Below are 26,571 nucleotides of genomic sequence, written 5' to 3' on the forward strand. Positions count from 1 at the left end.
GAGCAACATGATTACTGAAGAAACGCTGTCCGTTCTTGATGATATTGAACTGTTAAGCGATAAAATCCTAAATTCACGCTTATATCATGATTACAAGCAAGCTGAACTTGCACTTGAACAAAATGACGAAGCCCACTTGTTATATCAAGCATTTTTAAAAGCTAAAGCACAATATGATGATATTATGCGATTTGGTAAATACCATCCTGATTATCAAAAAGTAATGTTAGATACACGCAAACGCAAACGTGCTTACGAAATGTTACCAGTTGTGATGGATTTTAAACAAAAGGAAGTTGCGCTCCAAGGACTTATTGACCAGGTTATAGTTAAAATTGCATATTCAGTATCTGAAAATGTGAAAATTGAAGCGGGTAATCCATTTTTCCAAAAAGACACAGGTGGTTGTGCTACTGGTGGCTCTTGTAGTTGTTCGTTATAGCACTATATCACTTTGAATCTAGAGTATAATAAATTTAAAAAGCTCCTTTAAAAGTACGCAAACTAACATGCTAACTTTCGAAGGAGCTTTTTAGTTAAACAATATACTAATTTAAAGATGTATAAATGCAATTGGCATTGAATATTTTTAAAATGATGTATTGTGATAAGTGTTTTTGAAACGTTCGGCTAAATCGGGTCTGTCTGTAACAATTGTATGCACCCCGTAGGATGTTAAATCGTGCATTAAATCTAAGTTGTTAACACCGTAATAACCTGGAACGATGTTTCGAGTAATCAACCATTGTATAAATTTGGGTGACGTTAATCGGATACCTTTATATACTACGGGCATTTGAAACGTATGTGCACGTGGCTGGAACGTATTGCCGAGGCCGGTGTGAAATTTCAATACACCTTCAGCGACTTCTTTCTGACTTGCACCAATGGCGACGGTACCATTGCTAATATTGTTAAATCGTTCAATTTGTTGATTGTGGAAACTTGTAACTAATACACGCTTTTGTGCATGGTGTTTGACGATGATTTCGTAGATGATTTCTGGTGCCAATTGTCCTTCGACTGTATCGGGATCATCTTTTAAATCTACATTGATGAGTTGATTTGGGTATTGAGATAATAACTCGTCAAAAGTTAAAATACATGCGTCTGTATGACCTCTGTATGGTGTTGCGCCATTGATGTCTGTAAATCGGTAGCCTGCATCTAATGTTTTAAGTTCGGATAAAGTATGATCAGCCACTTTACCGGATCCATTTGTAGTACGATCGACAGATGCATCATGAAAAACGATGAGCTGATGATCTTTTGATAGTCTAACATCTGTTTCAAAGCCATCTACATTGTGTAAAATTGCATTATCGAATGCTAATTTAGTTTGTTCAGGTCTAACCGCCATACCACCTCTATGAGCGAATATATATGGTGCAGCTTTTGAGAAAAATGGCGGAATAGTTTGATTATGAGGTTGGGTTTTGTATTTTGTAATAAAAAATAAACTTCCCACTAAGCCAACAGTACCTAAAAAGCTGGTTTTCATAATTTTATTAAATTTTGACATGAGCAATCCTCCTCAAATTTGATGTATATATTGTAATATAGCAAAAGTTTAGGTTACTTCAAAATAATTATTATTTATAAAAAGTAAGAGTCATGATATTATAAAGTGGCTAATAAATGGAGTGATTATACAATGAATATTGTTGCAAGAACAAGTTTAATTATATATTTAAAACATATGAAACACGAAAGGCAAGTCCGTAAGTTTGGACATATAGTCAGTGTTAATAGACAAGAACGATATGTTGTCATGTACATCAATGAAGATGAGGCTGACCAAATTGTAGACAAACTAATGAGATTGAAATACGTGAAACAAGTGGAGGGCTCTCCGTATAAATATTTGAAGAAGACCTATGAAAAAGAACAACACGAAATGTTATAGCACGCTTATTTCAAACTTATTTGAAATCGGAACAAGCCACATTAGTACATGTTAGGACTACGGTGGCTTGTTTGATTATTGTAATGGTGGAATCCATCTTTGTAATCTTAGGACACTAATCAAGTAATTGAAGTAGAGTTCATTATCGTGAAAAGTATGAGGTGGCTGTACATCTACTTCTTTTACGTCAACGTGAAATTGTGCTGCTTGATTTTGAATTAGGTCGAATTTTTTATTTGTTGTAGGATAAGGGTATTGAATCGCATTGACCATGATATACATGGCTTGAAAATGTTGTTCGCTTGTTGGTTGCATGATAATTGCAACGGATGAACGTTGATTTTCAAATTTTGGAGAATGAAAAAATACTATATGTTGTATACGCTGGTGATTGTATTCTATGAGTGTATTGAATTCGAATAAGTCGGTGAGTCCTTCACCTAGTTTAATAAATGATTGTTTCATGAATAATTTGCCTCCTTGTCATGCAGTTTGCATTATATATAATTTATTTTGAGAATGGAAGTGTTAATCTGATGAGAGTGATTTCAGGAATACATAAAAGTAAGGCCCTTGAAAGTATGGATGGACGAACAACGAGACCAACCATGGATAAGGTCAAAGAAGGTATCTTTAATAGTTTACATGAAGTTTCAGGTATTGGTTTGGACTTATTTGCAGGAAGCGGAGCATTAGGTATTGAGGCATTATCGCGTGGAATGGATAAGGCGATTTTTGTTGATCAAAATTTTAAGGCAGTGAAAGTCATTAAATCAAATTTGTCCAATCTTGATATAGAAGAACAAGCAGAAGTGTATAAAAATAATGCGAGTCGTGCATTAAAAGCATTGTCAAAAAGAGAAATTCAATTCGACGTTATTTTTTTAGATCCACCATATGAAAAAGGATTAATTGATGAAGCACTCGAAGGAATTGCAAAGTTTAATTTATTAAAAGAAAGTGGTATTATCGTTTGTGAGTTCAAACAACATGAAAAAATTAATACTGAGCCATTCCAAGTGATAAAACGTTATCATTATGGAATAACAGATACTTTGTTATTAGAAAAAGGAGATTAACATGTCTACAACTAAAGCAGTCATTCCAGGGAGTTTCGATCCAATTACATATGGACATATCGACATTATTGATAGAAGTGCGGACCGTTTTGATGAATTACACATTTGCGTGTTGAGAAACAGTAGCAAATCTGGAACATTTTCAATAGAAGAACGCATTGCATTAATTGAAGAATCAGTAAAGCATTTAAATAATGTAACTGTACACCATTTCAATGGACTACTTGTAGATTTCTGCGATGAAATTGGTGCCGAAACAATTATTCGAGGGTTACGTGCCGTCAGCGACTTTGAATATGAGTTAAGACTTACTTCTATGAACAAAAAATTAAACAGTAATGTTGAAACGATGTATATGATGACAAGTACAAATTATTCGTTTATAAGTTCAAGTGTTGTCAAAGAAGTGGCGGCCTACAAAGCGAACGTGTCTGATTTTGTACCAGTGCATGTTGAAAAAGCATTAAATGAAAAATTTAAAAAATGATAAAAGTGTGAGTCAAAGTGCAATTTTAACAACACTTAAGTCGTACAAGTGTGTTATTTTGTAACGAAGACAGGAGAGAACAAAATTTTTGTTCTCTCCTGTCTTCGTTTTATTATTATCAGATTTCAATAAACAAAGTAGGTAACATTGTGGTTAAATTAAATGATGGCAGATAATTTTAATCCATTAGACAAAATTTGAGCCAATCATCACCTTATTTAAGGATGCAGTGATTATTGATTTTGACTTAGTGTGCCTATAATTCTTTAAACACGTATGACGGGAGTATTGAAATCTGTTGCCGTTTGTTTAGAAATAAAATTATAAATTTTAGTTGCGTGAATTTCATCTTTAAATAAGTGAGCATTTTGTTTATTCACTTGAGTGATATATGATCTGTTAGGATAAGTTTTTTTTATTTGCTTTAAGTATTGTTGGCCGTTGCTTGTCATTCCCAAAATACGAACACCTTGGATATCGTTAATGATGTCTTGTTGTTTAAAATTCAATAAGATGTTCATTAATATTCTTTGAATATGTGTATAGGTATAGCGCTTTGTTTTCAATAATGTCATCAATTGACTAAAGTTAGTTGCTTGCTCAATTTTTTGTAGTATACGATGTTCTAAACCTTCGTTCATTGTATAAATGTTAGCTAATGACTTTGCATCATTACTTAAAATTGCATACTTGAGAAAGTTGAATGTATCTTCAAGTGAGATGTGTGGTTGCCCATAATGCTTGAGTATGGATTGTGGTACAACATTTTGCCATGCATTGTTTCCATGTTCTAATGATTTTCTAATTGAAGAACCACTTGCAAATGCGTCATGTGAAATTTCAGCATCGTGATGCTTGCTATTTTTACGTGATATTGTCCAAGGTTGGATGGTCGGTGCATGTTGCTTTATTGCACGTACGTAGGATAACCCTAGTGTATTATTGGGTGATGCTAATAAATCATTATCAGGTATCAGCTCACTTAAAATTCTTGGGTAACTTTTACCTTCTTTACTTTTTTCAAGGAAAGTAGGTGAATTTTCTAAACTTTGAAGCTTATCTGCAAGATTTAAGAATTCATTTATCTCACCCGACTCACTTCCAAAACAAAGATGAGATACACCTAAATAATTCGCGACTTTCACGGCTGTTTCAGCAAAATATGGCCCAGCAGATAGGGATGTTAGGGCTGGTAATTCAACAACAAGGTCTACAGCACTCAAGGCCATGTGCGTACGTGTAAATTTATTATAAATTGCGGGTTGTCCTCTCATTACGAAGTTTCCGCTCATAATTGCGATAGAAACATCAGCATCAGTTATTGACTTTGATTGCTGGGCATGGTATAAGTGACCATTGTGGAAGGGATTATATTCTGTGACTAGTGCAACACTTTTCATTTGCAATTCTTCCTTTCAGAATTCATTATAGATATTGTAACAGATGTAATAGTGTTAAGAAAAAATCTTGACAACTTATGTCTATAAAGTTAAAATAAATTTTGTGCTTGTTAGAGGTGAAGCCATATGAAATGGTCAATAACACAATTAAGAAAATTCCAAGATAAACCATTTGAATTTCATCAAACGGTTAATTTTGATCATTTAGTAAAATCATTAGATTTAATAGATCTATCTGATATTGATGTTGACGGTGAACTCACTGTTAGATCAAATGAAGTCATTGCAGATATGCATTTGACTGGAACTTATACAATGGCGTGTGCACGCACATTGATTCCGGTTGAAGTCCCAATAAATATCAAGTCTCAAGAGATTTTTGATCTAGAGGGATATGAGCAATATAGCAATGAGGTAGAAGACGATGAGCATTATCATGATGCTACAGATGGTATGATAAATCTTAAAGATATTGCTGAAGAACTTGTTATTATTGAAAAGCCAATGCGCGTTTTTTCAAATGAAAGCGATCAGATGTTACGAGAAGGTAATGGTTGGGAAGTTATTGACGAGGAACAAGCGATTGAGCTTGCTAAAGAGAAGGAAACACCTGAATCTAAGCAAATCGATCCAAGGCTTCAAAAACTACAACAATTATATGACGAAGAGCAATAGCGGATTCACATAATCTGTAGTATAATGGATTATTGAATTTGAAAATATCTATTTAGTGTTTGAATATAAGGAGGATTATCATGGCAGTACCAAAAAGAAGAACGTCTAAAACAAGAAAAAATAAACGTCGTACGCATTTTAAAATTTCAGTACCTGGTATGACTGAATGCCCAAACTGTGGAGAATACAAATTATCTCACCGTGTATGTAAGAACTGTGGTTCATACAAAGGCGAAGACGTAGTATCAAAATAATTTATTTAATGAGAGGCTGAGACATATACAATGTTTCAGCCTCTATCTTTTTATAGGTGCCATCTTTACCTTGAGTTTGTTGGTTGAACAACAAAATTTTTAGGAAATAATTAAAATTCTGATACATAGCTAAATTATAAAGTTGATAAAAACTTAGCAAAATGAAATAATAACGAATAATTTATCTAAATAACTAAATCATTAGAATTATGTTCAATAATAATTCACTTGATAATTGGTAAATGATTTTTTATTTTAGAAGTAGCGATTATATACTTCCAACTGATAGGTTGTGTGAAAAATGGAATCAATAAATGCCCAAAAAATTATTGATAAAATAGAACAAGGGGATGCAACATGGATTTATGAGCACTTTAGTGAAGCATTTCAAGAGATAACTTCTTTTGAACAGCTTGAGTACTTGTTAGAGAATTATAATGCTATTCGAGGCGTAAATGATTTGTATCGACATCTTCATATTAACCGCCATGACGAGTACATTTGGTTTGATCGTCAAATGTTTACAGGTGCAAGTATAACTTTAAATAAATATCAAGAGATTGTAGGTATGGCATTATTACCTATTAAATATAGTAAAAATCCCAAAGTTTCAAAACAGTCGTATACGATACCTATTAAAACCAGTTGCCTTGTGTACGGTGGTGGAGATAATGAATTGATTAATTATCATTATCGTTATAAACAACAACGTCATGCGATAGACTTAGTACAAGTCAAAGAGGGATGTACTTACTCAGGAGATCCAAACCATTGTGAAAATTATTATAGTTATAATAAAGAAATTGTGGCACCAGCTAATGGCGTTGTTGAGGAAATTGTTGATGGTATCCCGGACTGTGTGCCAGGTGAACTAGATACCGTTCATCCGGAAGGAAATTATATTATAATTAAACATGGGCGTCATGAATATAGTATGATTGCACATATAAAGCCTGCTTCATTTAAAATAGAGCAGGGAGATACAGTATTTCGTGGCCAACATATTGCAAATGTGGGTAATTCAGGTAATACGCCAGAACCACATATACATTTTCAGGTGATGAATGATAAATATTCACAATCCACACAGACGCTTAAGATTAAGTTTCAAAATAAAATTGCACCAGTTAAAGGTGATATTGTAAATTATACCGGTGATCAAATTTTCATAAAGGAACATGCAATCGCTAGTTTCATAAAAAGTTTGCGTTCAGATTTTACTCACTTATTTAAAGGGTGAGAATAAATAGATAAAGAGGATAAGCTATGGAATCAATAACTTCGGCACAAAACAATAAAATTAAAATTGCTAATAAATTAAAGAAAAAACGTGAAAGAGATAAAACTGGACTTGCATTAATTGAAGGTTATCATCTTATAGAAGAAGCATTTAAAAGTCAGTTAAAAATCAAACAATTATATATTGTGGATGTTGAAAGAATTGACGCGACTTTAATAGATTATGCAGAAGAAGCATTTGAAATTAATTTGAAAGTTGCAGAAGTATTGTCGGGTACAGTTACACCCCAAGGTTTTTTTGCAGTTATAGAAAAGCCAACCTATGAATCAAAGCATGCACAACAAGTATTATTAATTGATCGAATACAAGATCCAGGTAATTTAGGTACGTTAATCCGTACTGCTGATGCAGCTGGTCTAGATTTAATCGTACTTGAAAAAGGGACTGCTGATCCTTACCAAGATAAAGTTATGCGTGCAAGTCAGGGAAGTGTGTTCCATATACCAATTATAACTACAGAATTGAGCGATTTTATTAATACGTTTGAAGGCAATGTATACGGTACAGCATTAGATAACGCTGTTGTATATCATCAAGTGCCGAGTCAAACTTCATTTGCATTATTATTGGGCAACGAAGGTGAGGGCGTTAATTCAGACTTATTAAGTCAAACGACTCAGAATTTGACTATACCGATTTATGGTAAGGCTGAAAGTCTTAATGTAGCAATTGCGGGTAGTATAGTAATCTATCATTTGAAAGGTTGACCCTTTTGTAAAAAATCGTATATAATAAAGTTAATTACATGATAAATATTAACCTATAAAAAGACGTAAACTAAAGCGCTATAGTTGTAAAAGGGAGATTGTCCTTGACTGAAAGATAATCCACTATATTTAGTTTTTTTCACCTTTTTGGTTACTTAAAGCAATTTAAGTCGGAAATCATTACCGTTATCAATGACAACAAGTGTATGCGATAGCATAAATTTGGGTGGTACCACGGAAGGCTTTCGTCCCAGTTTCAAGGGATGAAAGTCTTTTTTGTTTGTTTATTAAGCATTTTAATCATTAGTTTTATAAAATAGAAATGGATATGAGGAGGACTAAGAATGTCACAAACAGAAGCGATGGCAGAGATAAAGCAGCAAGCATTAGTCGATATTAATGAAGCACAAGATGAAAAATCATTACAAGAAGTAAAAGTTAAATACTTAGGTAAAAAAGGTTCTGTAACTGGTTTGATGAAACACATGAAAGATTTACCAAATGAAGAAAAACCAGCCTATGGTCAACAAGTAAACGAAGTGAGACAAACAATCGAAAAAGAAATCGATGCACGTCGTGAATTGTTAGCAAATGTACAATTAGAGCAACAATTGAAAGAAGAACAAATTGATGTTACCTTACCGAGTCGTAAAATAGCTATTGGAGCAAAACATCCATTAACGCGAACAATCGAAGAAATTGAAGATTTATTTTTAGGACTAGGTTACGAGATTGTAGATGGTTTTGAAGTTGAACAAGATTATTATAATTTTGAAGCTTTAAATCTTCCTAAATCGCATCCAGCTCGAGATATGCAAGACAGCTTTTACATTACTGATGAAATTTTAATGCGTACACATACGTCACCTGTTCAAGCAAGAACGATGGAGCAACGTAATGGTGAAGGTCCTGTCAAAATTTTATGTCCAGGTAAAGTGTATCGTCGTGATTCTGATGATGCAACACACAGCCACCAATTTACTCAAATAGAAGGCTTAGTGGTTGATGAAAATATCAAAATGAGTGACCTCAAAGGTACGTTAGAGCTATTAGCAAAACAATTATTTGGTGAAGATAGAGAAATCCGTTTGCGTCCTAGTTATTTTCCATTTACAGAACCATCTGTAGAGGTAGATGTGTCATGCTTTAAATGTAAAGGAGAAGGATGTAATGTTTGTAAACATACAGGATGGATTGAAATTTTAGGTGCTGGAATGGTACATCCTAATGTACTAGAAATGGCAGGTTTCGATTCGAACAAATACACTGGTTTTGCATTTGGTATGGGACCAGATAGAATTGCAATGCTGAAATATGGCATTGAAGATATCCGTCATTTCTATACAAATGATGTGCGTTTCTTAAATCAATTTAAAGCTGTAGAAGATAGAGGTGAAAAATAATGTTTATATCTAAAGAATGGTTAGAATCATATGTAGAAATCAATCAACCAGTAAATGTACTAGCAGAACGTATTACACGTACGGGTATTGAAGTTGATGATATTATTGATTATACGAAGGATATTAAGAACTTAGTTGTAGGTCATGTTGAATCTATAGCTTCACATCCTGATGCAGATAAACTTAATATTTGTAAAGTGAATATTGGTGAATCTGAGCCAGTCCAAATTGTTTGTGGTGCGCCAAATGTTGATGCAGGACAAACCGTTATTGTAGCAACAGTAGGTGGAAGATTACCTGGTGGAGTTAAGATTAAACGTGCTAAGTTACGTGGAGAAGTTTCAGAAGGTATGATTTGTTCACTTCAAGAGATTGGTATTCCAAGTACGTTAGTACCAAAGCAATTTGAAGAGGGTATCTATGTATTCTCAACAGAAGTTACACCTGGTACTGATGCATTACAAGCACTGTATTTAAATGACCAAGTCATGGAATTCGATTTAACACCTAATAGAGCAGATGCTTTAAGTATGATTGGTACTGCCTATGAAACTGCTGCATTATATAATGTACCAATGAATAAGCCAGATACACAAAGTAAGGAATTGGCTAGCAGTGCCAGCGATGAAATTTCTGTAGATATTGAAAATGAAGATAAAGTCCCTTATTATAGCGCACGTGTCGTGAAGGATGTCACGATTGCACCATCTCCTGAATGGATGCAAATGCGTTTGATTAAAGCAGGTATACGACCAATTAATAATGTAGTGGATATTTCAAATTATGTATTAATTGAGTATGGTCAACCGTTACATATGTTTGATCAGGACCAAATCGGTTCGAAACATATTGCAGTTAGACATGCGAAAACTGATGAAATCATGACGACATTGGATGATCAAGAACGTAAATTAGTTGATTCTGATATTGTCATTACCAATGGCACAACACCTATTGCTATTGCAGGCGTCATGGGTGGAGATTTTTCTGAAGTAACAGAAGATACGAAGAATGTTGTCATTGAGGGTGCAATTTTTGATCCTGTATCAATCCGCCATACGTCACGCCGTTTAAACTTGAGAAGTGAAGCTTCTAGTCGATTTGAAAAAGGCATTGCAACTGAATTTGTAGATGAAGCGGTAGATAGAGCATGTTATTTATTACAAATGTATGCAGGTGGTTCCGTAACACAAGGTCGTGTTTCACAAGGGCACTTAGGAGACTTTGTAACACCTATCGATATTTCTGTTGAAAAAGTAAATCAAACAGTAGGGTTTGAACTTTCAGCAGATGATATAGAAGCAATCTTTGTACAACTAGGCTTCGAAACAACGAATCAAGATAATATATTAACGGTAATGGTGCCTTCACGCCGTAAAGATATTACAATTAAAGAAGATTTGATAGAAGAAATTGCACGCATTTATGGTTACGACGAAATTCCATCCACATTACCAGTTTTTGATAATGTGACTCATGGCGCATTGACAGATCGACAATCCAAGTCAAGAATCATTAAGGCGACATTAGAGGGCGCAGGCTTGAACCAAGCTATCAACTATTCACTTGTAGATAAAGCACGTGCGCGTGATTTCGCATTACAAGATCGTTCAACAATTGATTTATTGATGCCAATGAGTGAGGCGCATTCGACGTTGCGTCAAAGTTTAATACCTCATTTAATCGATGCGGTAGCTTATAACGTTGCTCGTAGAAACAATGATGTACGCCTATATGAACTAGGTCGCGTATTCTTTGGTAATGGTCAAGGTGAATTGCCAGATGAAGTAGAATATTTAAGTGGTATTCTAACAGGTGACTATACTGTGAATACATGGCAAGGTAAAAAAGAAGAAATAGATTTCTTTGTTGCCAAAGGTATTGTAGATAGAATTGCTGAAAAATTAGATATTCAGTTTGAATATGAAGCTGGAGAGATTAGTGGTTTACATCCAGGCAGAACGGCACTTGTTAAATTGAATGATGTAGTGGTAGGATTCGTTGGAGAATTACATCCACAACTTGAAAAAGATAATGATTTGAAACGTACTTATGTATTTGAATTAAATTATGATCAATTAATGTCTGTATCTGTTGGATATATTAACTATCAACCAATTCCTCGATTCCCTGGTGTTTCAAGAGATATCGCGTTGGTTGTTAATCGCGATATGCCATCAGCAAAACTAGTAGATGTGATACATCAACATGGTGGTCATATATTACAAGAAGCGGAAGTGTTCGATGTATATGAAGGTGAACACATGGCGGAAGATGAAAAATCAATCGCAATCCGCTTAGCTTACTTGGATACAGAACAAACGTTGACTGACGATAAAGTTAATGCAGTACATGAGGCGATTTTGACTGCATTGCAATCTGAAGGTGCAACGATTCGTTAGATTGTTTGTCTCGTTATTGATAAAGATGAATATGATAAAAAGCCAGTTATTTTGCATCGTAGTGATGTGAAATAGCTGGCTTTACTTGTTACTGATATTTTTTCTTAACTAATTTTTCTGCTTTCGCACGATTTGCAAAATGTTTTTTCGAAATGGAATCAAGAAAATCTATGCCACGACGCTCGATAATTTTAGCTGCTACTAGATCCACTTTATTACTTGCGCCTTTAGGAATTTGCATTTTTGCAGAATGAGATAAATGATCCATATGTTTTACAAAAGCGTATCGAGAAATGATGCTTGCTGCCGCAATAGCGATAGATTTAGATTCACCTTTTGTTTCAAATTTAGTTTTGTTGCTAAAAGGGAGCTCACTTAAAGCGTAACGTTTATAGACCCCAGCTACTGCAAACTGATCAATGACGATATAATCTAATTCAGCAGTATCAATTTTTTGAGTGACATTTTTGATTGCCTCGTTATGTAAGACAGCTTTCATTTTGACTTGTGACCATCCAGCTTTTTGTTTTTCATTATATTTCACATTATCCATAGTTAATAATGAGTGAGGAATAAATGTGACAAGCTGTTCAGCGAGCTCAATAATTTTTGCATCAGTTAATTTTTTGGAATCATCGACACCGAGTGCCTTTAGCACTTGAACATTTTTTTTGGATACATAAGCAGCACATACTGTTAAAGGTCCAAAGTAATCACCACTACCAGCTTCATCACTACCTATACATTGAAATTGATTATAAAAAATCGTCTGAGGTGTTGAAATTGACTTTGATGCTGGCTTAGTTTGAGCCGTTATATTAGGTAATAGTTGAGCAGCGATATTTTCAGCATCTTTGCCTTGGAACATTACTTTATTTGAATTATAGATTGAGATGGATATCCCTTTATATTTTGTTTTAGCTTTCATTCCTTGCGATAAACCAGTCGTACTAAAGGGGATGCTAGACATCAACTGTTGAATTTCTTGATTGGTTAATTTGTGAACCACATTTGCCATGTGAATGACCTCGCTTTATATAGATTACAATTTTTCGACATTCAACATCATATCACATGTGGAAAATAAGGTGCTAGAAGTTAGATGGCTTAGATGAAATATTGCACTGCAAATTTTAGGAATATAAATAAAAATATATGAATTCATAATTATTTCTAACATAACATTCCTGACCACTTACATAATAATATTATGTCGTGTATAATGGTTCGTGATAAATATTCTAAAAACCTAAAATGCATACTTAATTGAAATAATGAGTATATAAGTTCGGAAATATAGATTAAAGGTCAGGAGTTATGAATATGGGTGAATTTAAAAATCGAATAAATGTAACGATTAATGATCAGCATTATACAATTGTTGGAGAGGATAATCCTGAGCACATCCGATATGTAGCACATTTGGTAGATGAGAGACTCAGAATGCTAGCGAGTAAAAGTGCAGGCTTAGATACAACTAGAAAGGCAATTTTGACTGCAGTTAATATTATGCATGAAAAAGTCCAACTAGAAGAAGAAAATGACCGTTTAAAAGCAGAACTACAACAATTGAAACATAGTGAAGATATATGATTCTAGATTTACTTATCGTCATCATGTTTTTGTATATAGGCATGATTGGATTTAGAAGGGGCGCATGGTTGAGTACATTGCATCTATCTGCAACGCTTTTCTCTATATGGGTAGCGTTTAAACTTTATTTGGAAATATCACAACGATTAATGTTGTTTGTACCGTTTCCTAAAACGCATGCATACGATTTGAACTACGCGATTCATTTTGATAATATACAGCAACGCTTTGATCATATTATTGCATTTTTAATCATTGCTATAATTACTAAGCTTATTTGTTACGGTGTTATAGTGATTTTTGATAATATAATAAAAGCTAATGGACCTAAAACGATAAGCCGACTAAGTGGTGTAATTATGAGTGTGGTATCATCAACGATTATTTGTGCTACTTTATTGTATGCTGTTGCATTATATCCTCATGAAATCGTGCAACAGCAATTGGCAGATGGACGCATTGCAGCAAATTTATTGCTACATGTTCCTTATATATCAACATTTATTTTGCAATTATAGTGATTTTATAAAATATTGGAGGTCAGGACATCATTCATTTACTGATATTTTTTAACAGTAATCTGTCTTGACCTCTTTTTATGGAGTGTAAACAATGACTAAAAAAGATATTATCCAATTATTAGAAAAAATAGCGATATACATGGAATTAAAAGGTGAAAATACTTTTAAAGTTTCTGCATATAGAAAGGCAGCACAAAGTCTAGAAACTGATGAACGCCCTATAGAAGACATAGCAGATGTTACAGAGTTAAAAGGTATTGGTAAGGGCGTTGGAGAGGTTATTGATGAATATCGTCAAACAGGACAATCATCAACTTTAGAGTCATTACAACAAGAAGTGCCTGAAGGGTTAATTCCATTACTGAAGATTCAAGGGTTAGGCAGCAAAAAAATCGCAAAATTATATAAAGAACTCAATATAGATAGTAAAGAAGCATTACAAAGCGCTTGTGAGCAAGGCAGAGTAAGTGAATTAAGCGGGTTTGCTAAAAAGACAGAACAGAATATTCTTGAAGCTGTTAAAGCCTTAGGTGCCAAAAAAGAAAAATATCCAATCGACCAAATGCGTGGACTTAGCAAAGATATAGATGCTTATTTAGAAACAATAGGGCACATCGATAAATTTGAAGTTGCAGGTAGTTTTAGAAGATTTAAAGAAATGAGTAAAGATTTGGACTATATTATTAGTACGGATGAACCAGATCATGTGCAACGAGCGCTTTTAGATATGCCTCATAAAGTTAAAGAAGTAGCAGTTGGTCATACGAAGGTCTCACTAGAGCTAGCATATGATGATGAAACGATAGGTGTTGATTTTAGATTAATTGCACCTGCTGCGTTTTATCATACATTGCAGCACTTTACAGGTTCTAAAGATCATAATATTAGAATTCGTCAGCTTGCCAAAGCGAAAGGTGAGAAGGTAAGTGAATATGGCATTGAACAATCAAATGGGGAGTTATTACAATATCAGAGTGAAGCTGAAATTTATGAACATTTTGGTGTGAATTGGATCGCACCACCATTTAGAGAAGATGGCATAGAATTTGATAAAGATTTATCGAATATTATCCAACTAGATGATATTCAAGGTGATATTCATATGCATACAACATACAGTGATGGTGCCTTTAGTATAGAAGAAATGGTAAAGGCAAATATTGCTAAAGGATATCAATTTATGGTTATAACTGATCATTCACAAAGCTTGAAAGTAGCAAATGGTTTATCTGTTGATCAGTTGTTACGTCAAAATGAAGAAATTAAAAAATTAAATGAAAAATATACCGAAATAGATATTTATTCTGGTATTGAAATGGACATATTACCAGACGGTCAGCTAGATTATGATAATAAAATCCTTGCACAATTAGACTATGTGATTGCTGCGATTCACCAAAGTTTTAATCAATCGCAAGAGACGATTATGCAACGATTGGAAAATGCATGTCGTAATCCATATGTGCGTCACATTGCGCATCCAACAGGAAGAATTATTGGTAAACGTCCTGGTTATGAACCTGATATTGAAAAATTATGTCAACTTGCAGAAGAAACGAATACAATTTTAGAAATAAATGCAAATCCTAAACGTTTAGATTTAAATGCTGAAACGGTTAAAAAATATCCGAACGTAAAACTAACAATCAATACAGATGCACATCATGTAGATCATTTAGAATTTATGAAATATGGCGTTGCAACCGCGCAAAAAGGCTTTGTTTCCAAAGATAGAGTCATTAATACTATGTCTCGAGATGAATTCAAAGAACTCATAGAAAATAATATCAAATTGAAGAAATAGAGGGGTTATATGAGACAGAAATCATTAAATGTCTTAGAATTCGATAAAATAAAATCATTAATAGAACAAGAAACGATTAGTGATTTAGGTAAAGAAAAAGTTGTGGAAATGACACCGGCAACAGATTTAAATACTGTTGAATTTCAAATGAATGAAACGGATGAAATTTCACAAATATATAATAAACACCGTATGCCAAGTTTAAGTGGACTTGCCAAAATAGCAACATATGTTCATAGAGCAACGATTGGTGGCGTACTGAGTGTTAATGAATTGAATGTCATTAAACGATTGATTCAAATTCAAAATCAGTATAAAACTTTTTATAGTAATCTTATTAATGAAGAAGAGGCTATTAATTATCCAATTCTAAACGATAGAATGGAACAATTACCAATTTTGACTGAATTGTATCAAAGTATTCATCAAAAATGTGATGCATTTGATTTGTACGACAATGCAAGTTATGAATTACAAGGCATTAGAAGTAAAATTTCTAGCACTAACCAAAGAATCAAACAAAATTTAGACAAAATTGTGAAAAGTCAAGGTAACCAAAAAAAATTATCAGATGCGATTGTTACAGTCCGAAATGAACGTAATGTAATTCCAGTTAAAGCTGAGTATCGTCAAGATTTTAATGGAATTGTTCATGATCAGTCAGCTTCGGGCCAGACATTATATATTGAGCCGTCATCCATAGTCGAAATGAGTAACCAAATTAGTCGTTTACGTAACGATGAAGCAATTGAAAAGGAACGTATTTTATCCGAATTAACTGGTTATGTAGCCGAAGAAGCGGAGTCATGTTTACTTTCAGAAACGATTATGGGACAAATTGATTTTTTAACAGCAAAAGCACGCTATGCAAGAACGATTAAAGGGACGAAACCTGAATTTACAACGGATAGAACGGTGTATTTGCCTAAAGCGTTTCACCCATTATTAGATAAGAATACCGTCGTTGCGAATACAATCGAATTTGCTGATGATATCGAAACAGTTATTATTACTGGACCAAATACAGGTGGTAAAACTGTGACACTTAAAACATTAGGACTAATCATTGTGATGGCACAATCAGGTATTCTAATACCAACACTAGATGGTAGTAAACTAAGCATTTTTGAAAATGTATATTGTGATATTGGAGACGAACAATCCATCGAACAATCACTGTCTACATTTTCATCACATATGAAAAATATAGTTGAAATTTTACATCATACGACTAAAAATAGTTTGATACTCTTTGATGAACTAGGTGCTGGTACTGATCCGAGTGAAGGTGCGGCACTAGCTATGAGTATCTTGGATCATGTTCATGAAATCGGATCATTGGTCATGGCAACAACGCATTATCCAGAGTTAAAAGCATATAGTTATAATCGTGAGGGTGTCATGAATGCCAGTGTTGAATTTGATGTGAATACGCTAAGTCCTACTTATAAATTATTGATGGGTGTACCTGGTCGTTCTAATGCATTTGACATTTCAAAAAAACTTGGTTTGAATTTAAAAGTTATTCAAAAAGCGAAATCAATGATCGGTCAAGATGAACAAGAAATTAATGAAATGATTGCTTCATTAGAGACGAATTCAAAACGAGTTGATGAACAACGAATAGAACTAGATCGTTTATTGAAAGAGGCACAGGAAACACATGATGCATTGGCAAAACAATACGCACAGTATCAACACCATGAGAAGCAATTGCTTGATGAGGCGAAAGAAAAGGCAAATCAACGCGTGAAATCAGCTACTAAAGAAGCTGACGATATTTTAAAAGAGTTACGAGAATTAAGAGACAAAAAAGGTGCAGATGTTAAAGAACATGAATTGATTGATAAGAAAAAACAACTGGACGACCAATATGAAGCGAAGTCACTTAAACAAAATGTTCAAAAGAAAAAATGGGATGAAATCAAAGCTGGCGATGAAGTGAAAGTGCTTACCTATGGTCAAAAAGGTGAGGTTTTAGAGTTAATTGATAACAACGAAGCAGTCGTACAAATGGGTATTATCAAGATGAAATTACCTTTAGAAGATTTAGAGAAAACTAAAAAGACTAAATCTGAACCAACAAAAATGATTAAACGCGAGAATCGTCAGAGCATAAAAATGGAGTTAGATTTACGTGGTTATCGTTATGATGAAGCGATGGTGGCGGTTGATCAATATTTAGACCAAGCCGTGCTCAGTAATTATGAGCAAGTTTATATTATTCACGGCAAGGGCACAGGTGCTTTACAAAAAGGTGTGCAAAATCATTTGAAAAGACATAAAAGTGTGGCATCATATAGAAACGGAATGCCAAGTGAAGGTGGATTTGGTGTTACCGTTGTAGAATTAAAATAAACGTGAGCAAGAGGTATGCAGATTTATATAAAGTCTGTTATAATTTCTTCATCATTTGAAAATTAAGGAGGATTGGCAGTTATGGCAATCGTAAAAGTAACAGATTCAAACTTTGATGAAAATATTCAATCAGGGGTAAATTTAGTAGATTTTTGGGCAACTTGGTGTGGTCCTTGTAAGATGATTGCTCCAGTATTAGAAGAATTAGCTGGCGATTTTGAAGGTAAAGCTAATATTTTAAAACTTGATGTAGATGAAAATCCATCAACAGCTGCTAAATTTGAAGTTATGAGTATCCCAACTTTAATCGTATTTAAAGATGGCGAACCAGTTGACAAAGTTGTAGGTTTCCAACCTAAAGAAAACTTAGCTGAAGTAATCGAAAAGCACTTATAATAAATTTGTAATACCGAGGCTGGGACATCAATGTATGTCTCAGCCTCAAATATTTTTACGAAATGACTAAAAAATGATAATTGATTTTGCCAATTTCTCATAAACATTATAAATTAAAATAAATAGTAGTTAGCACTGCTAAAAAATATAGAATCCAATAGCATTATGAAATGAGATACATAACTTTATGCAAAAGACCAAGGAGGGAGGTAATAGATTATGGAAGATTATCAATTACAAATTAAACAAAAACTTACCGTGGCACCGATGGAGCCTGGTTGTTATTTAATGAAAGATCGTAATGATCAAATCATATACGTTGGAAAAGCAAAAAAACTAAGAAATAGATTGAGATCGTATTTTACTGGAGCGCATGATGCAAAAACGACACGTTTAGTAAGCGAAATTAGAAATTTTGAGTTTATCGTGACATCGAGCGAAACGGAATCACTATTACTTGAATTGAATTTAATTAAACAATATCAACCAAGATATAATATTCTCTTAAAAGATGACAAAAGCTATCCGTTTATCAAAATTACAAAAGAGAAATATCCTAGACTTATTGTGACACGTACAGTAAAAAAAGGTAGTGGCAAATATTTTGGACCATATCCTAATGCTTATTCTGCGCAAGAAACTAAGAAATTATTAGATCGAATTTATCCATTTAGAAAATGTGATAAAATGCCGGACAAACTGTGTCTTTATTATCATATCGGTCAATGCTTAGGTCCCTGTGTCTATCCAGTTGATTTAAATAAGTATGCTGAAATGACAAAAGAAATCACGGACTTCTTAAATGGCGAAGATAAAACAATTTTGCACAATTTAGAGCAGAAGATGCAACAAGCGAGCGAAACCTTAGATTTTGAACGTGCGAAAGAGTATAGAGATTTAATCCAGCACATCCATAACCTTAATAAAAAACAAAAAATTACGTCTTCAGATAATACAATTAGAGACGTATTTGGTTATAGTGTTTCTAAAGGATGGATGTGTATTCAAGTATTCTTCATCAGGCAAGGAAATATGATTAAGCGAGACGCTACAATGATTCCGTTACAACAAACTGAAGAAGAAGAGTTTTATACATTTATCGGTCAGTTTTATGATTTAAATCAACACATTTTACCAAAAGAAGTACATGTGCCTAAGCATTTAGATAAAGCAATTATCCAATCTGTAGTTGATACCAAAATCGTTCAACCACTCAAAGGTAAAAAGAAAGATATGATTGATTTAGCTAACCACAATGCTGAAGTCACACTTGAAAATAAATTTGAATTAATAGCTAAAGACGAATCACGAACTGTCAAAGCAATTGAAGAACTTGGTGCTGTCATGGGCATTCAAACACCCATTCGTATTGAAGCATTTGATAATTCTAATATTCAAGGTGTTAATCCTGTTTCAGCGATGGTTTCATTTATTGATGGTAAACCCAATAAAAAAGGGTACCGTAAATACAAAATTAAGACCGTTGATGGCCCAGATGACTACAAATCTATGAGAGAAGTGGTTCGAAGACGTTATACACGTGTATTAAATGAAGGTAGCCCATTGCCAGATCTAATCATAGTGGATGGTGGTAAAGGTCATATGAGTGGTGTCATTGATGTTCTGGAAAATGAGCTCGGACTGGATATTCCTGTTGCAGGATTAAGAAAAAATGACAAACACCAAACTTCTGAAATTTTATATGGAGAGCAAGCAGAGATAGTGCCGATGAAAAAGAATAGTCAACCTTTCTATTTATTGCAAAGAATTCAAGACGAAGTGCATAGATTTGCAATAATTTTCCATAGACAAACACGCCAGAAAACAGGTCTGCAATCTGTATTGGATACAGTAGATGGTATTGGTGCAAAACGTAAGACCAAATTGCTACGGACTTTTGGTTCGATTAAAAGGATGAAAGAGGCAAGTGTTGATGAATTAAAAGACTCAGGACTACCTCAAAATGTTGCTGAGAATCTCCATCAAGCCTTATACAGTAAAAAGGAATAAAAGTTTGGCGCATGAGAATCATTCTCATGCCCAATTTTTATTTAATTAGTGTTACAATAGCAAATAACAGGAATTCTTTTTTTATGCATATGTGGAAGCGTTTTCTAAATGAGAATATTCTCATTCACTGATTTTTAAACTGAATGCATAGTTACAGCGTGGATGAACTGCGATGTTTAAAAATGATGCAATGCTTTTATGTTGTATTAAACATACACCACAAAAAGACATATTATGAATTAGTGTAGAAAAAGGCAAATCATATGCAGAAGAGATTGGATTCTAAAAAAATTAACTGTTTCACAGGGGGGACTTCCTTTTGGCATATTCGAAAAATCAATTTTATTTAAGACGCTTACATTCTTTGCTAGGCGTAATCCCAATAGGTGGATTCTTATTAGTTCATTTACTTGTTAACCATCAAGCGACGCAAGGTGAGGCCGCGTTTAACAAGGCAGCTGGATTTATGGAATCTATACCTTTTTTAATTGCAGTGGAATTTATCGTGATTTATATTCCGATTTTATACCATGCAGTTTATGGTGTACATATTGCTTTCACAGCAAAAGAGAATGTAGGACACTATTCAGCATTTAGAAACTGGATGTTCTTGTTACAACGTGTTACTGGCGTATTAACGTTTATCTTTGTAGCAGTACATTTATGGCAGACACGTATTCAACGTGCACTAGGACATGAAGTGAATTTTGATATGGTTCATGACATTGTATCAAATCCAGCAAACCTAATTTTTTACATTGTCTGTTTATTAGCTGTAACATTCCACTTTGCGAATGGTCTTTGGTCATTCTTAGTAACATGGGGTGTTTTACAATCTAGAAAATCTCAACAAGTTTTCACATGGGTTTCACTTATTGTATTCTTAGTTGTTTCTTATATCGGTATTAGTGCAATATTAGCGTTTTTATAAAAATTTAAAAATAAGTTTCAGATATATTTGAGGGAGTGACAATATATGGCAGAGAAGAAAATTATTGTTGTCGGTGGAGGACTTGCCGGTCTGATGTCAACAATTAAAGCGGCAGAACAAGGTGCACACGTAGACTTGTTCTCACTTGTTCCTGTTAAAAGATCACACTCTGTTTGTGCACAAGGCGGCATTAACGGAGCAGTAAATACAAAAGGGGAAGGAGACTCACCCGCAGTGCATTTAGATGACACTGTATACGGAGGTGACTTTCTAGCAAATCAACCACCAGTGCAAGCAATGACAGAAGCTGCACCAAAAATCATACATTTACTTGACCGTATGGGCGTTATGTTTAATAGAACTAAAGAAGGTTTATTAGACTTCAGACGTTTCGGTGGAACAATGTATCATAGAACAGCTTATGCAGGTGCAACAACTGGTCAACAATTACTATACGCTTTAGATGAGCAAGTACGTAGCTATGAAGTTGATGGTCTAGTAACGAAATATGAAGGTTGGGAATTCCTAGGTATAGTTAAAGATGATGACAATATGGCTAGAGGTATTGTCGCTCAAAATATGACAACTTCTGAAATTGAATCGTTTGGTTCAGACGCAGTTATCATGGCAACAGGTGGCCCAGGTATTATCTTTGGTAAGACTACCAACTCAATGATCAATACAGGTTCAGCTGCATCAATCGTTTATCAACAAGGTGCAATGTATGCAAATGGTGAATTTATCCAAATCCATCCAACTGCAATTCCTGGTGATGATAAATTAAGATTAATGAGTGAGTCAGCACGTGGTGAAGGTGGTCGTATCTGGACATATAAAGATGGTAAGCCTTGGTATTTTTTAGAAGAAAAATATCCTGACTACGGTAATCTAGTACCTCGTGATATTGCGACACGTGAAATCTTTGACGTCTGTGTGAATCAAAAGTTAGGTATCAATGGTGAAAACATGGTTTACCTTGATTTATCTCATAAAGATCCACATGAATTGGATATTAAATTAGGTGGTATCATCGAAATTTATGAAAAATTCACAGGTGATGATCCACGTAAAGTCCCAATGAAAATCTTCCCAGCAGTCCATTACTCAATGGGTGGTTTATATGTTGATTATGATCAAATGACGAATGTTAAAGGATTATTTGCAGCAGGTGAATGTGATTATTCACAACACGGTGGTAACCGTTTAGGTGCTAACTCATTATTATCAGCAATTTATGGTGGTACTGTAGCTGGACCAAATGCTGTTGACTATGTTGCGAATATCGAAGATTCATATACTGACTTAGACCCAAGTATCTATGAAAAACGTGTACAAGAAGAACAAGAAAAATTTGATCACTTACTTAATATGAAGGGATCAGAAAATGCTTATAAACTCCACAGAGAACTTGGAGAAATTATGACAGCAAACGTTACAGTTGTACGTGAAAACAAATCACTTTTAGAAACTGATAAGAAAATTGTTGAATTAATGGAACGTTATCAAAACATTGATATTGAAGATACTCAAACTTGGAGTAACCAAGCGGTATTCTTTACTCGTCAATTATGGAACATGCTTGTACTGGCACGCGTAATTACAATAGGTGCATATAACCGTAACGAATCTCGTGGTGCACATTACAAACCAGAATTCCCTGAAAGAAATGATGAGGAATGGTTGAAAACTACATTAGCAACATATCAAGGTAAGACGGAAGCACCTAAATTCACGTATGAACCAGTTGATATTAGCTTAATTCCACCACGTAAACGTGATTACTCAACTTCGAAAAAAGGAGGTAAATAATTATGGTAGAAACTAAAGAAGTACATGATACTCCTGCACAAAATGAACAAGGTCAACAACCGAGCCAAAAAACTATTAAACTAATCATTAAACGTCAAGATAATGATAAATCAACACCTTATATGGAAGAGTTTGAAATTCCTTATAGAGAAAATTTAAACGTGATTGCATGTTTAATGGAAATCAGACGTAACCCAGTGAACAGTAAAGGAGAAAAAACAACACCTGTAATCTGGGATATGAACTGTTTAGAAGAAGTGTGTGGTGCTTGTTCTATGGTTATTAATGGCCAAGCAAGACAATCATGTTCTGCAATCGTGGATCAGTTAGAGCAACCTATTAAATTAGAGCCAATGAGTACATTCCCAGTAATTCGTGACTTACAGGTAGATCGTACAAGAATGTTCGATAACTTGAAACGTATGAAAGCATGGGTTCCAATTGATGGTACTTACGATTTAGGACCTGGACCACGTATGCCAGAGAAAAAACGTCAAACAGCATACGAATTATCTAAATGTATGACTTGTGGTGTTTGTTTAGAAGTTTGTCCTAATGTAACTAAGAAAAATGACTTCGTAGGTGCACAAGCAATTTCTCAAGTTAGATTGTTTAACTTACATCCAACAGGTTCTATGACTAAAGATGAACGACTTGAAGCATTGATGGGCGCAGGTGGTTTACAAGCATGTGGTAACTCACAAAACTGTGTTAACGCTTGTCCTAAAGGTATTCCTTTAACAACATCAATTGCTGCACTGAACAGAGAAACTTCATTCCATATGTTTAAATCATTCTTCGGTTCAGATCATCAAGTTCAATAAAAGCGTTTATAGTGAATATTAGAAATGCTAAATTTAAATCTTGCTATAATAGTGAGTAAAAAACAGAGTTCTAGACATGTATTGTCTTGAACTCTGTTTTTTCGTTCAATACGTTATTACAAGGTTGTGCAATGAATTTGAAATCCTTTTTATGCTAAAATAAAGTATATGAAAATAAGTAAGGATGTAATCAAACATGGATAAACCAATTGGTGTAATTGACTCAGGTGTTGGCGGTTTAACTGTTGCCAAAGAAATTATGCGCCAACTCCCTAACGAAACAATATATTATTTAGGCGATATTGAAAGATGCCCATATGGTCCACGTGAAGGATCAGAAGTTAAAGCATTCACAACTGAACTTGCTTTAAAATTGATGGAATTTGACATTAAAATGCTAGTTATTGCTTGTAATACAGCAACGGCAGTCGCTTTAAAGCATTTACAAGATTTACTGCCTATTCCTGTCATTGGTGTGATTGAACCAGGTGCAAGAACGGCAATAATGACTACAAAAAATAACGATGTTTTAATTTTAGGAACAGAAGGTACTATAAAATCAGAAGCATACAGAAAACATATCAAAACGATAAATCCAAATGTGGAAGTAACTGGGATTGCATGTCCGAGTTTTGCTCCAATTGTTGAACAAATGCGATATAAAGATCCCACAATTACGAGTATCATCATACATCAAACTTTAAAACACTGGCGTAATAGTAATGCAGATACTGTGATTTTAGGATGTACCCATTATCCATTACTATACCAACCGATAAATGATTACTTTGGTGGTGAAAAAATCGTGATTTCCTCTGGATTAGAAACAGCACGGGAAGTCAGTGCTTTACTCACATTTAGTCAAGAACATGCCGGGTATAAACGTCAGCCTGAACATCGTTTTTTTGTAACAGGCGAAACGGAATATATAGAACGCATTATTGCAGAATGGCTTAAAATGAAAGTGACAGTTGAAAGAATAAAATTATCAGAATAGGAGACTTAATTCATGGAAGATATAGTCATTGCATCAAATAATAAAGGTAAAATAAATGATTTTAAAGTGATTTTTCCGGATTTTAATGTTATTGGTATTTCAGAAATTATTGAAGATTTTGATGTAGAAGAAACAGGAGATTCTTTTGAAGCAAATGCTAAATTAAAATCAGAAGCTGCAGCAAAAGCATTAAATAAACGAGTAATTGCTGATGATAGTGGTCTTGAAGTTTTTGCGTTAAATGGGGAGCCAGGTATCTATTCTGCACGCTATGCTGGTGAGGATAAAGATGATGATGCTAATATTGAAAAGTTGTTAACAAACTTAGGTTCTGAAACAGATAGAAGTGCACAATTTGTTTGTGTCATTAGCATGAGTGCACCTGGTGAAGAAACAGTACAATTTAAAGGTACTGTGCAAGGTGAAATTACATTAAGTAAAATTGGAGAACACGGTTTTGGTTATGATCCAGTTTTTTATTTAGATGATAAAAATAAAACGATGGCGCAACTTACTGCTGAAGAAAAAAGTGCGGTCAGTCATAGAGGAAAAGCTATTGAAAAATTACAACAATATTTAGAGGGTGAATAAGCGATGTCAAAATGGATAATAGTAAGCGATAATCACACAGAACAAGGCGTGCTATTTGATGTTATAAATCATCATAACGATGCCGATGTGGCTATACATTTAGGTGATTCCGAATTTGCTTATGATGATAGTGAATTGAGTCATTATCATAGAGTTAAAGGGAACACAGATTTTTATCCTGAATTTCCAAATGAAGCAGTGATAGAATCTAATGGTGTAAAAGCATTCTATACACATGGCCATTTATATAATGTGAATCATACGCGCATGCATCTTGCTGAACAAGCAATCGAGTCAAAGTGCCAATTTGCATTTTATGGGCATACGCATGTTGCCAAGCATGAAGAAATTAAAGGTGTGCACGTGATTAATCCAGGGAGTATCTCACAATCTAGAAGTAATATTGAGGAAACATATGCAGCGCTTATTGTAGATGAAGATACCAAAGAAGTGATGTTGAATTTTTATAATCGTGATCATCAAATAATAGATAGTAAAAACTTTGAATTATAGTCTTTATAAATTTTATGCTGTAAAACATGAAAAATTTGGTTAATTAAAATAATAGTTTCATAAGTTATATTGAAGTGAAGGCTAATAATAACTTCTTGAAACTGTATTTAGAGTGACATGTTAAAAACCATCTCGAAAATTCTGTTATTATAGAGATGGTTATTTTTAACGAGTTAATTCTAATTACATACGTGAATATATTTACTGTGTTTTGGTGAAAGATGATAAAAAGTTTATTAAAGTGAAAAATCATATTTATTTTTAGCGCTTGGAGTATTGCTTTATAACACTAAATTAGATATAATAATTCTTGTGTTAAAAAATTATGTCCTGGTAGCTCAGCTGGATAGAGCAATGGCCTTCTAAGCCATCGGTCGGGGGTTCGAATCCCTCCCAGGACGCTATGATATAATTACATATTATATAAAAATTGGACTTCACATCTGTGGGGTTCTTTTTTTATGGAATTTGATTGAAGGGTCACTTTTTGGCTCTTTGTCAATAACGGTTGGTCTATAAAAAATGAATATATTTGATGCATCAAGCAACTTTTGAATGTTGCTTGATGTGTTTTTTATGTTCAGAGACAAATAATCTAGAAATTATAAGTA

At 34.0% G+C, this 26,571-nt stretch carries 26 protein-coding genes and 1 tRNA gene; 23 read left to right on the top strand and 4 right to left on the bottom strand.

The window, feature by feature from the left end:
- The first annotated feature begins 7 nt into the window (after positions 1-7).
- Positions 8-442, top strand: a complete 435-nt coding sequence (locus tag BJS11_RS07060; RefSeq protein WP_069994747.1) for a YlbF/YmcA family competence regulator — start codon at positions 8-10, stop codon at positions 440-442.
- Between the two features lie 147 nt (positions 443-589).
- Here the strand turns inward: BJS11_RS07060 and BJS11_RS07065 are convergent, their stop codons facing one another.
- A complete protein-coding gene (locus BJS11_RS07065; protein WP_069994745.1) occupies positions 590-1,522 on the bottom strand; it encodes a lysophosphatidylglycerol phospholipase D in 933 nt (310 codons plus the stop codon).
- 132 nt (positions 1,523-1,654) lie between these two features.
- On the opposite strand from BJS11_RS07065, the gene BJS11_RS07070 reads away from it, so the two are divergent.
- Positions 1,655-1,906: a YlbG family protein gene (locus BJS11_RS07070; protein ID WP_069994743.1), complete on the top strand. Its 252-nt coding sequence runs from the start codon at positions 1,655-1,657 to the stop codon at positions 1,904-1,906.
- Positions 1,907-1,981: 75 nt separating this feature from the next.
- Here BJS11_RS07070 and BJS11_RS07075 read toward each other — a convergent pair whose 3' ends face one another.
- Entirely contained in the window at positions 1,982-2,371 is a 390-nt protein-coding gene (locus BJS11_RS07075; protein WP_069994741.1) for a DUF7147 family protein, read from the bottom strand.
- Between the two features lie 71 nt (positions 2,372-2,442).
- On the opposite strand from BJS11_RS07075, the gene rsmD reads away from it, so the two are divergent.
- Positions 2,443-2,985 carry a 16S rRNA (guanine(966)-N(2))-methyltransferase RsmD gene (rsmD, locus tag BJS11_RS07080; RefSeq protein ID WP_069994739.1) on the top strand — a complete coding sequence of 181 codons (543 nt, stop codon included), beginning with the start codon at positions 2,443-2,445 and terminating at the stop codon, positions 2,983-2,985.
- Position 2,986: 1 nt separating this feature from the next.
- On the top strand, positions 2,987-3,472 hold the full coding sequence (gene coaD / locus BJS11_RS07085) for a pantetheine-phosphate adenylyltransferase (RefSeq protein ID WP_069994737.1): 486 nt from the start codon (positions 2,987-2,989) through the stop codon (positions 3,470-3,472).
- Between the two features lie 266 nt (positions 3,473-3,738).
- Here the strand turns inward: coaD and BJS11_RS07090 are convergent, their stop codons facing one another.
- Positions 3,739-4,872, bottom strand: a complete 1,134-nt coding sequence (locus tag BJS11_RS07090; protein ID WP_069994735.1) for a nucleotidyltransferase — start codon at positions 4,870-4,872, stop codon at positions 3,739-3,741.
- Positions 4,873-4,998: 126 nt separating this feature from the next.
- Here BJS11_RS07090 and BJS11_RS07095 point away from each other — a divergent pair, with 126 nt between their 5' ends.
- From BJS11_RS07095 to pheT, 6 genes are all read left to right on the top strand, one after another.
- On the top strand, positions 4,999-5,547 hold the full coding sequence (locus BJS11_RS07095; RefSeq protein WP_069994733.1) for a YceD family protein: 549 nt from the start codon (positions 4,999-5,001) through the stop codon (positions 5,545-5,547).
- 80 nt (positions 5,548-5,627) lie between these two features.
- On the top strand, positions 5,628-5,801 hold the full coding sequence (gene rpmF / locus BJS11_RS07100) for a 50S ribosomal protein L32 (RefSeq protein ID WP_011303391.1): 174 nt from the start codon (positions 5,628-5,630) through the stop codon (positions 5,799-5,801).
- A gap of 301 nt (positions 5,802-6,102) precedes the next feature.
- Positions 6,103-7,041 (top strand): M23 family metallopeptidase, encoded by a 939-nt coding sequence (locus BJS11_RS07105; protein ID WP_069994732.1) that lies wholly within the window; start codon positions 6,103-6,105, stop codon positions 7,039-7,041.
- Positions 7,042-7,067: 26 nt separating this feature from the next.
- Positions 7,068-7,808 carry a TrmH family RNA methyltransferase gene (locus tag BJS11_RS07110; protein ID WP_069994731.1) on the top strand — a complete coding sequence of 247 codons (741 nt, stop codon included), beginning with the start codon at positions 7,068-7,070 and terminating at the stop codon, positions 7,806-7,808.
- A 344-nt stretch (positions 7,809-8,152) separates the two neighbouring features.
- Complete coding sequence (gene pheS, locus BJS11_RS07115; protein ID WP_069994729.1) at positions 8,153-9,211, top strand: phenylalanine--tRNA ligase subunit alpha; 1,059 nt, start codon at positions 8,153-8,155, stop codon at positions 9,209-9,211.
- Positions 9,211-11,613 (top strand): phenylalanine--tRNA ligase subunit beta, encoded by a 2,403-nt coding sequence (pheT, locus tag BJS11_RS07120; RefSeq protein ID WP_069994727.1) that lies wholly within the window; start codon positions 9,211-9,213, stop codon positions 11,611-11,613. The genes pheS and pheT overlap by 1 nt, the downstream gene beginning before the upstream one ends.
- 88 nt (positions 11,614-11,701) lie before the next feature.
- On the opposite strand, the gene rnhC is transcribed toward pheT, so the two are convergent.
- Entirely contained in the window at positions 11,702-12,631 is a 930-nt protein-coding gene (rnhC, locus tag BJS11_RS07125) for a ribonuclease HIII (protein WP_069994725.1), read from the bottom strand.
- 305 nt (positions 12,632-12,936) lie between these two features.
- Between rnhC and zapA the strand changes: the two genes are divergently transcribed.
- From zapA to BJS11_RS07190, 13 genes are all read left to right on the top strand, one after another.
- A complete protein-coding gene (zapA, locus tag BJS11_RS07130) occupies positions 12,937-13,206 on the top strand; it encodes a cell division protein ZapA (protein ID WP_069994722.1) in 270 nt (89 codons plus the stop codon).
- Positions 13,203-13,724, top strand: coding sequence for a CvpA family protein (locus tag BJS11_RS07135; protein ID WP_069994720.1), 522 nt, complete (start codon positions 13,203-13,205; stop codon positions 13,722-13,724). Before zapA ends, BJS11_RS07135 begins: the two co-directional genes overlap by 4 nt.
- A gap of 94 nt (positions 13,725-13,818) precedes the next feature.
- Positions 13,819-15,531 carry a DNA polymerase/3'-5' exonuclease PolX gene (gene polX, locus BJS11_RS07140; protein ID WP_069994718.1) on the top strand — a complete coding sequence of 571 codons (1,713 nt, stop codon included), beginning with the start codon at positions 13,819-13,821 and terminating at the stop codon, positions 15,529-15,531.
- Between the two features lie 9 nt (positions 15,532-15,540).
- Entirely contained in the window at positions 15,541-17,889 is a 2,349-nt protein-coding gene (locus BJS11_RS07145; protein WP_069994716.1) for an endonuclease MutS2, read from the top strand.
- A gap of 81 nt (positions 17,890-17,970) precedes the next feature.
- Complete coding sequence (gene trxA / locus BJS11_RS07150) at positions 17,971-18,285, top strand: thioredoxin (protein ID WP_069994715.1); 315 nt, start codon at positions 17,971-17,973, stop codon at positions 18,283-18,285.
- A 219-nt stretch (positions 18,286-18,504) separates the two neighbouring features.
- A complete protein-coding gene (uvrC, locus tag BJS11_RS07155) occupies positions 18,505-20,295 on the top strand; it encodes an excinuclease ABC subunit UvrC (protein WP_069994714.1) in 1,791 nt (596 codons plus the stop codon).
- A 319-nt stretch (positions 20,296-20,614) separates the two neighbouring features.
- On the top strand, positions 20,615-21,226 hold the full coding sequence (locus BJS11_RS07160) for a succinate dehydrogenase cytochrome b558 subunit (protein WP_069994712.1): 612 nt from the start codon (positions 20,615-20,617) through the stop codon (positions 21,224-21,226).
- Between the two features lie 45 nt (positions 21,227-21,271).
- The gene (sdhA, locus tag BJS11_RS07165; protein ID WP_069994711.1) at positions 21,272-23,035 is read left to right on the top strand and encodes a succinate dehydrogenase flavoprotein subunit; all 1,764 of its coding nucleotides are present in this window, start codon (positions 21,272-21,274) and stop codon (positions 23,033-23,035) included.
- A 2-nt stretch (positions 23,036-23,037) separates the two neighbouring features.
- Positions 23,038-23,859 (top strand): succinate dehydrogenase iron-sulfur subunit, encoded by an 822-nt coding sequence (gene sdhB, locus BJS11_RS07170; protein ID WP_069994709.1) that lies wholly within the window; start codon positions 23,038-23,040, stop codon positions 23,857-23,859.
- A 196-nt stretch (positions 23,860-24,055) separates the two neighbouring features.
- Positions 24,056-24,856 carry a glutamate racemase gene (gene racE / locus BJS11_RS07175; protein WP_069994708.1) on the top strand — a complete coding sequence of 267 codons (801 nt, stop codon included), beginning with the start codon at positions 24,056-24,058 and terminating at the stop codon, positions 24,854-24,856.
- A gap of 12 nt (positions 24,857-24,868) precedes the next feature.
- Positions 24,869-25,447, top strand: a complete 579-nt coding sequence (locus BJS11_RS07180; RefSeq protein WP_069994703.1) for an XTP/dITP diphosphatase — start codon at positions 24,869-24,871, stop codon at positions 25,445-25,447.
- A gap of 3 nt (positions 25,448-25,450) precedes the next feature.
- On the top strand, positions 25,451-25,960 hold the full coding sequence (locus tag BJS11_RS07185; protein ID WP_069994702.1) for a YfcE family phosphodiesterase: 510 nt from the start codon (positions 25,451-25,453) through the stop codon (positions 25,958-25,960).
- A 327-nt stretch (positions 25,961-26,287) separates the two neighbouring features.
- Positions 26,288-26,361 (top strand) — tRNA-Arg (locus BJS11_RS07190).
- The last annotated feature ends 210 nt before the right edge of the window (positions 26,362-26,571 follow it).

It is taken from the genome of Staphylococcus caeli (assembly GCF_900097965.1).
GTDB lineage: Bacteria > Bacillota > Bacilli > Staphylococcales > Staphylococcaceae > Staphylococcus > Staphylococcus caeli.

Bases quoted from the DNA above. Each gene is read 5' to 3' on its own strand.
- BJS11_RS07105 (WP_069994732.1), top strand. From the start codon at position 6,103: ATGGAATCAATAAATGCCCAAAAAATTATTGATAAAATAGAACAAGGG.
- BJS11_RS07070 (WP_069994743.1), top strand. From the start codon at position 1,655: ATGAATATTGTTGCAAGAACAAGTTTAATTATATATTTAAAACATATG.
- rpmF (WP_011303391.1), top strand. From the start codon at position 5,628: ATGGCAGTACCAAAAAGAAGAACGTCTAAAACAAGAAAAAATAAACGT.
- BJS11_RS07060 (WP_069994747.1), top strand. From the start codon at position 8: ATGATTACTGAAGAAACGCTGTCCGTTCTTGATGATATTGAACTGTTA.
- BJS11_RS07065 (WP_069994745.1), bottom strand. From the start codon at position 1,522: ATGTCAAAATTTAATAAAATTATGAAAACCAGCTTTTTAGGTACTGTT.
- pheS (WP_069994729.1), top strand. From the start codon at position 8,153: ATGTCACAAACAGAAGCGATGGCAGAGATAAAGCAGCAAGCATTAGTC.
- BJS11_RS07180 (WP_069994703.1), top strand. From the start codon at position 24,869: ATGGAAGATATAGTCATTGCATCAAATAATAAAGGTAAAATAAATGAT.
- BJS11_RS07135 (WP_069994720.1), top strand. From the start codon at position 13,203: ATGATTCTAGATTTACTTATCGTCATCATGTTTTTGTATATAGGCATG.
- sdhA (WP_069994711.1), top strand. From the start codon at position 21,272: ATGGCAGAGAAGAAAATTATTGTTGTCGGTGGAGGACTTGCCGGTCTG.
- rsmD (WP_069994739.1), top strand. From the start codon at position 2,443: ATGAGAGTGATTTCAGGAATACATAAAAGTAAGGCCCTTGAAAGTATG.
- racE (WP_069994708.1), top strand. From the start codon at position 24,056: ATGGATAAACCAATTGGTGTAATTGACTCAGGTGTTGGCGGTTTAACT.
- BJS11_RS07185 (WP_069994702.1), top strand. From the start codon at position 25,451: ATGTCAAAATGGATAATAGTAAGCGATAATCACACAGAACAAGGCGTG.
- polX (WP_069994718.1), top strand. From the start codon at position 13,819: ATGACTAAAAAAGATATTATCCAATTATTAGAAAAAATAGCGATATAC.
- zapA (WP_069994722.1), top strand. From the start codon at position 12,937: ATGGGTGAATTTAAAAATCGAATAAATGTAACGATTAATGATCAGCAT.
- BJS11_RS07090 (WP_069994735.1), bottom strand. From the start codon at position 4,872: ATGAAAAGTGTTGCACTAGTCACAGAATATAATCCCTTCCACAATGGT.
- BJS11_RS07145 (WP_069994716.1), top strand. From the start codon at position 15,541: ATGAGACAGAAATCATTAAATGTCTTAGAATTCGATAAAATAAAATCA.
- uvrC (WP_069994714.1), top strand. From the start codon at position 18,505: ATGGAAGATTATCAATTACAAATTAAACAAAAACTTACCGTGGCACCG.
- rnhC (WP_069994725.1), bottom strand. From the start codon at position 12,631: ATGGCAAATGTGGTTCACAAATTAACCAATCAAGAAATTCAACAGTTG.
- sdhB (WP_069994709.1), top strand. From the start codon at position 23,038: ATGGTAGAAACTAAAGAAGTACATGATACTCCTGCACAAAATGAACAA.
- pheT (WP_069994727.1), top strand. From the start codon at position 9,211: ATGTTTATATCTAAAGAATGGTTAGAATCATATGTAGAAATCAATCAA.
- coaD (WP_069994737.1), top strand. From the start codon at position 2,987: ATGTCTACAACTAAAGCAGTCATTCCAGGGAGTTTCGATCCAATTACA.
- BJS11_RS07075 (WP_069994741.1), bottom strand. From the start codon at position 2,371: ATGAAACAATCATTTATTAAACTAGGTGAAGGACTCACCGACTTATTC.
- trxA (WP_069994715.1), top strand. From the start codon at position 17,971: ATGGCAATCGTAAAAGTAACAGATTCAAACTTTGATGAAAATATTCAA.
- BJS11_RS07095 (WP_069994733.1), top strand. From the start codon at position 4,999: ATGAAATGGTCAATAACACAATTAAGAAAATTCCAAGATAAACCATTT.
- BJS11_RS07110 (WP_069994731.1), top strand. From the start codon at position 7,068: ATGGAATCAATAACTTCGGCACAAAACAATAAAATTAAAATTGCTAAT.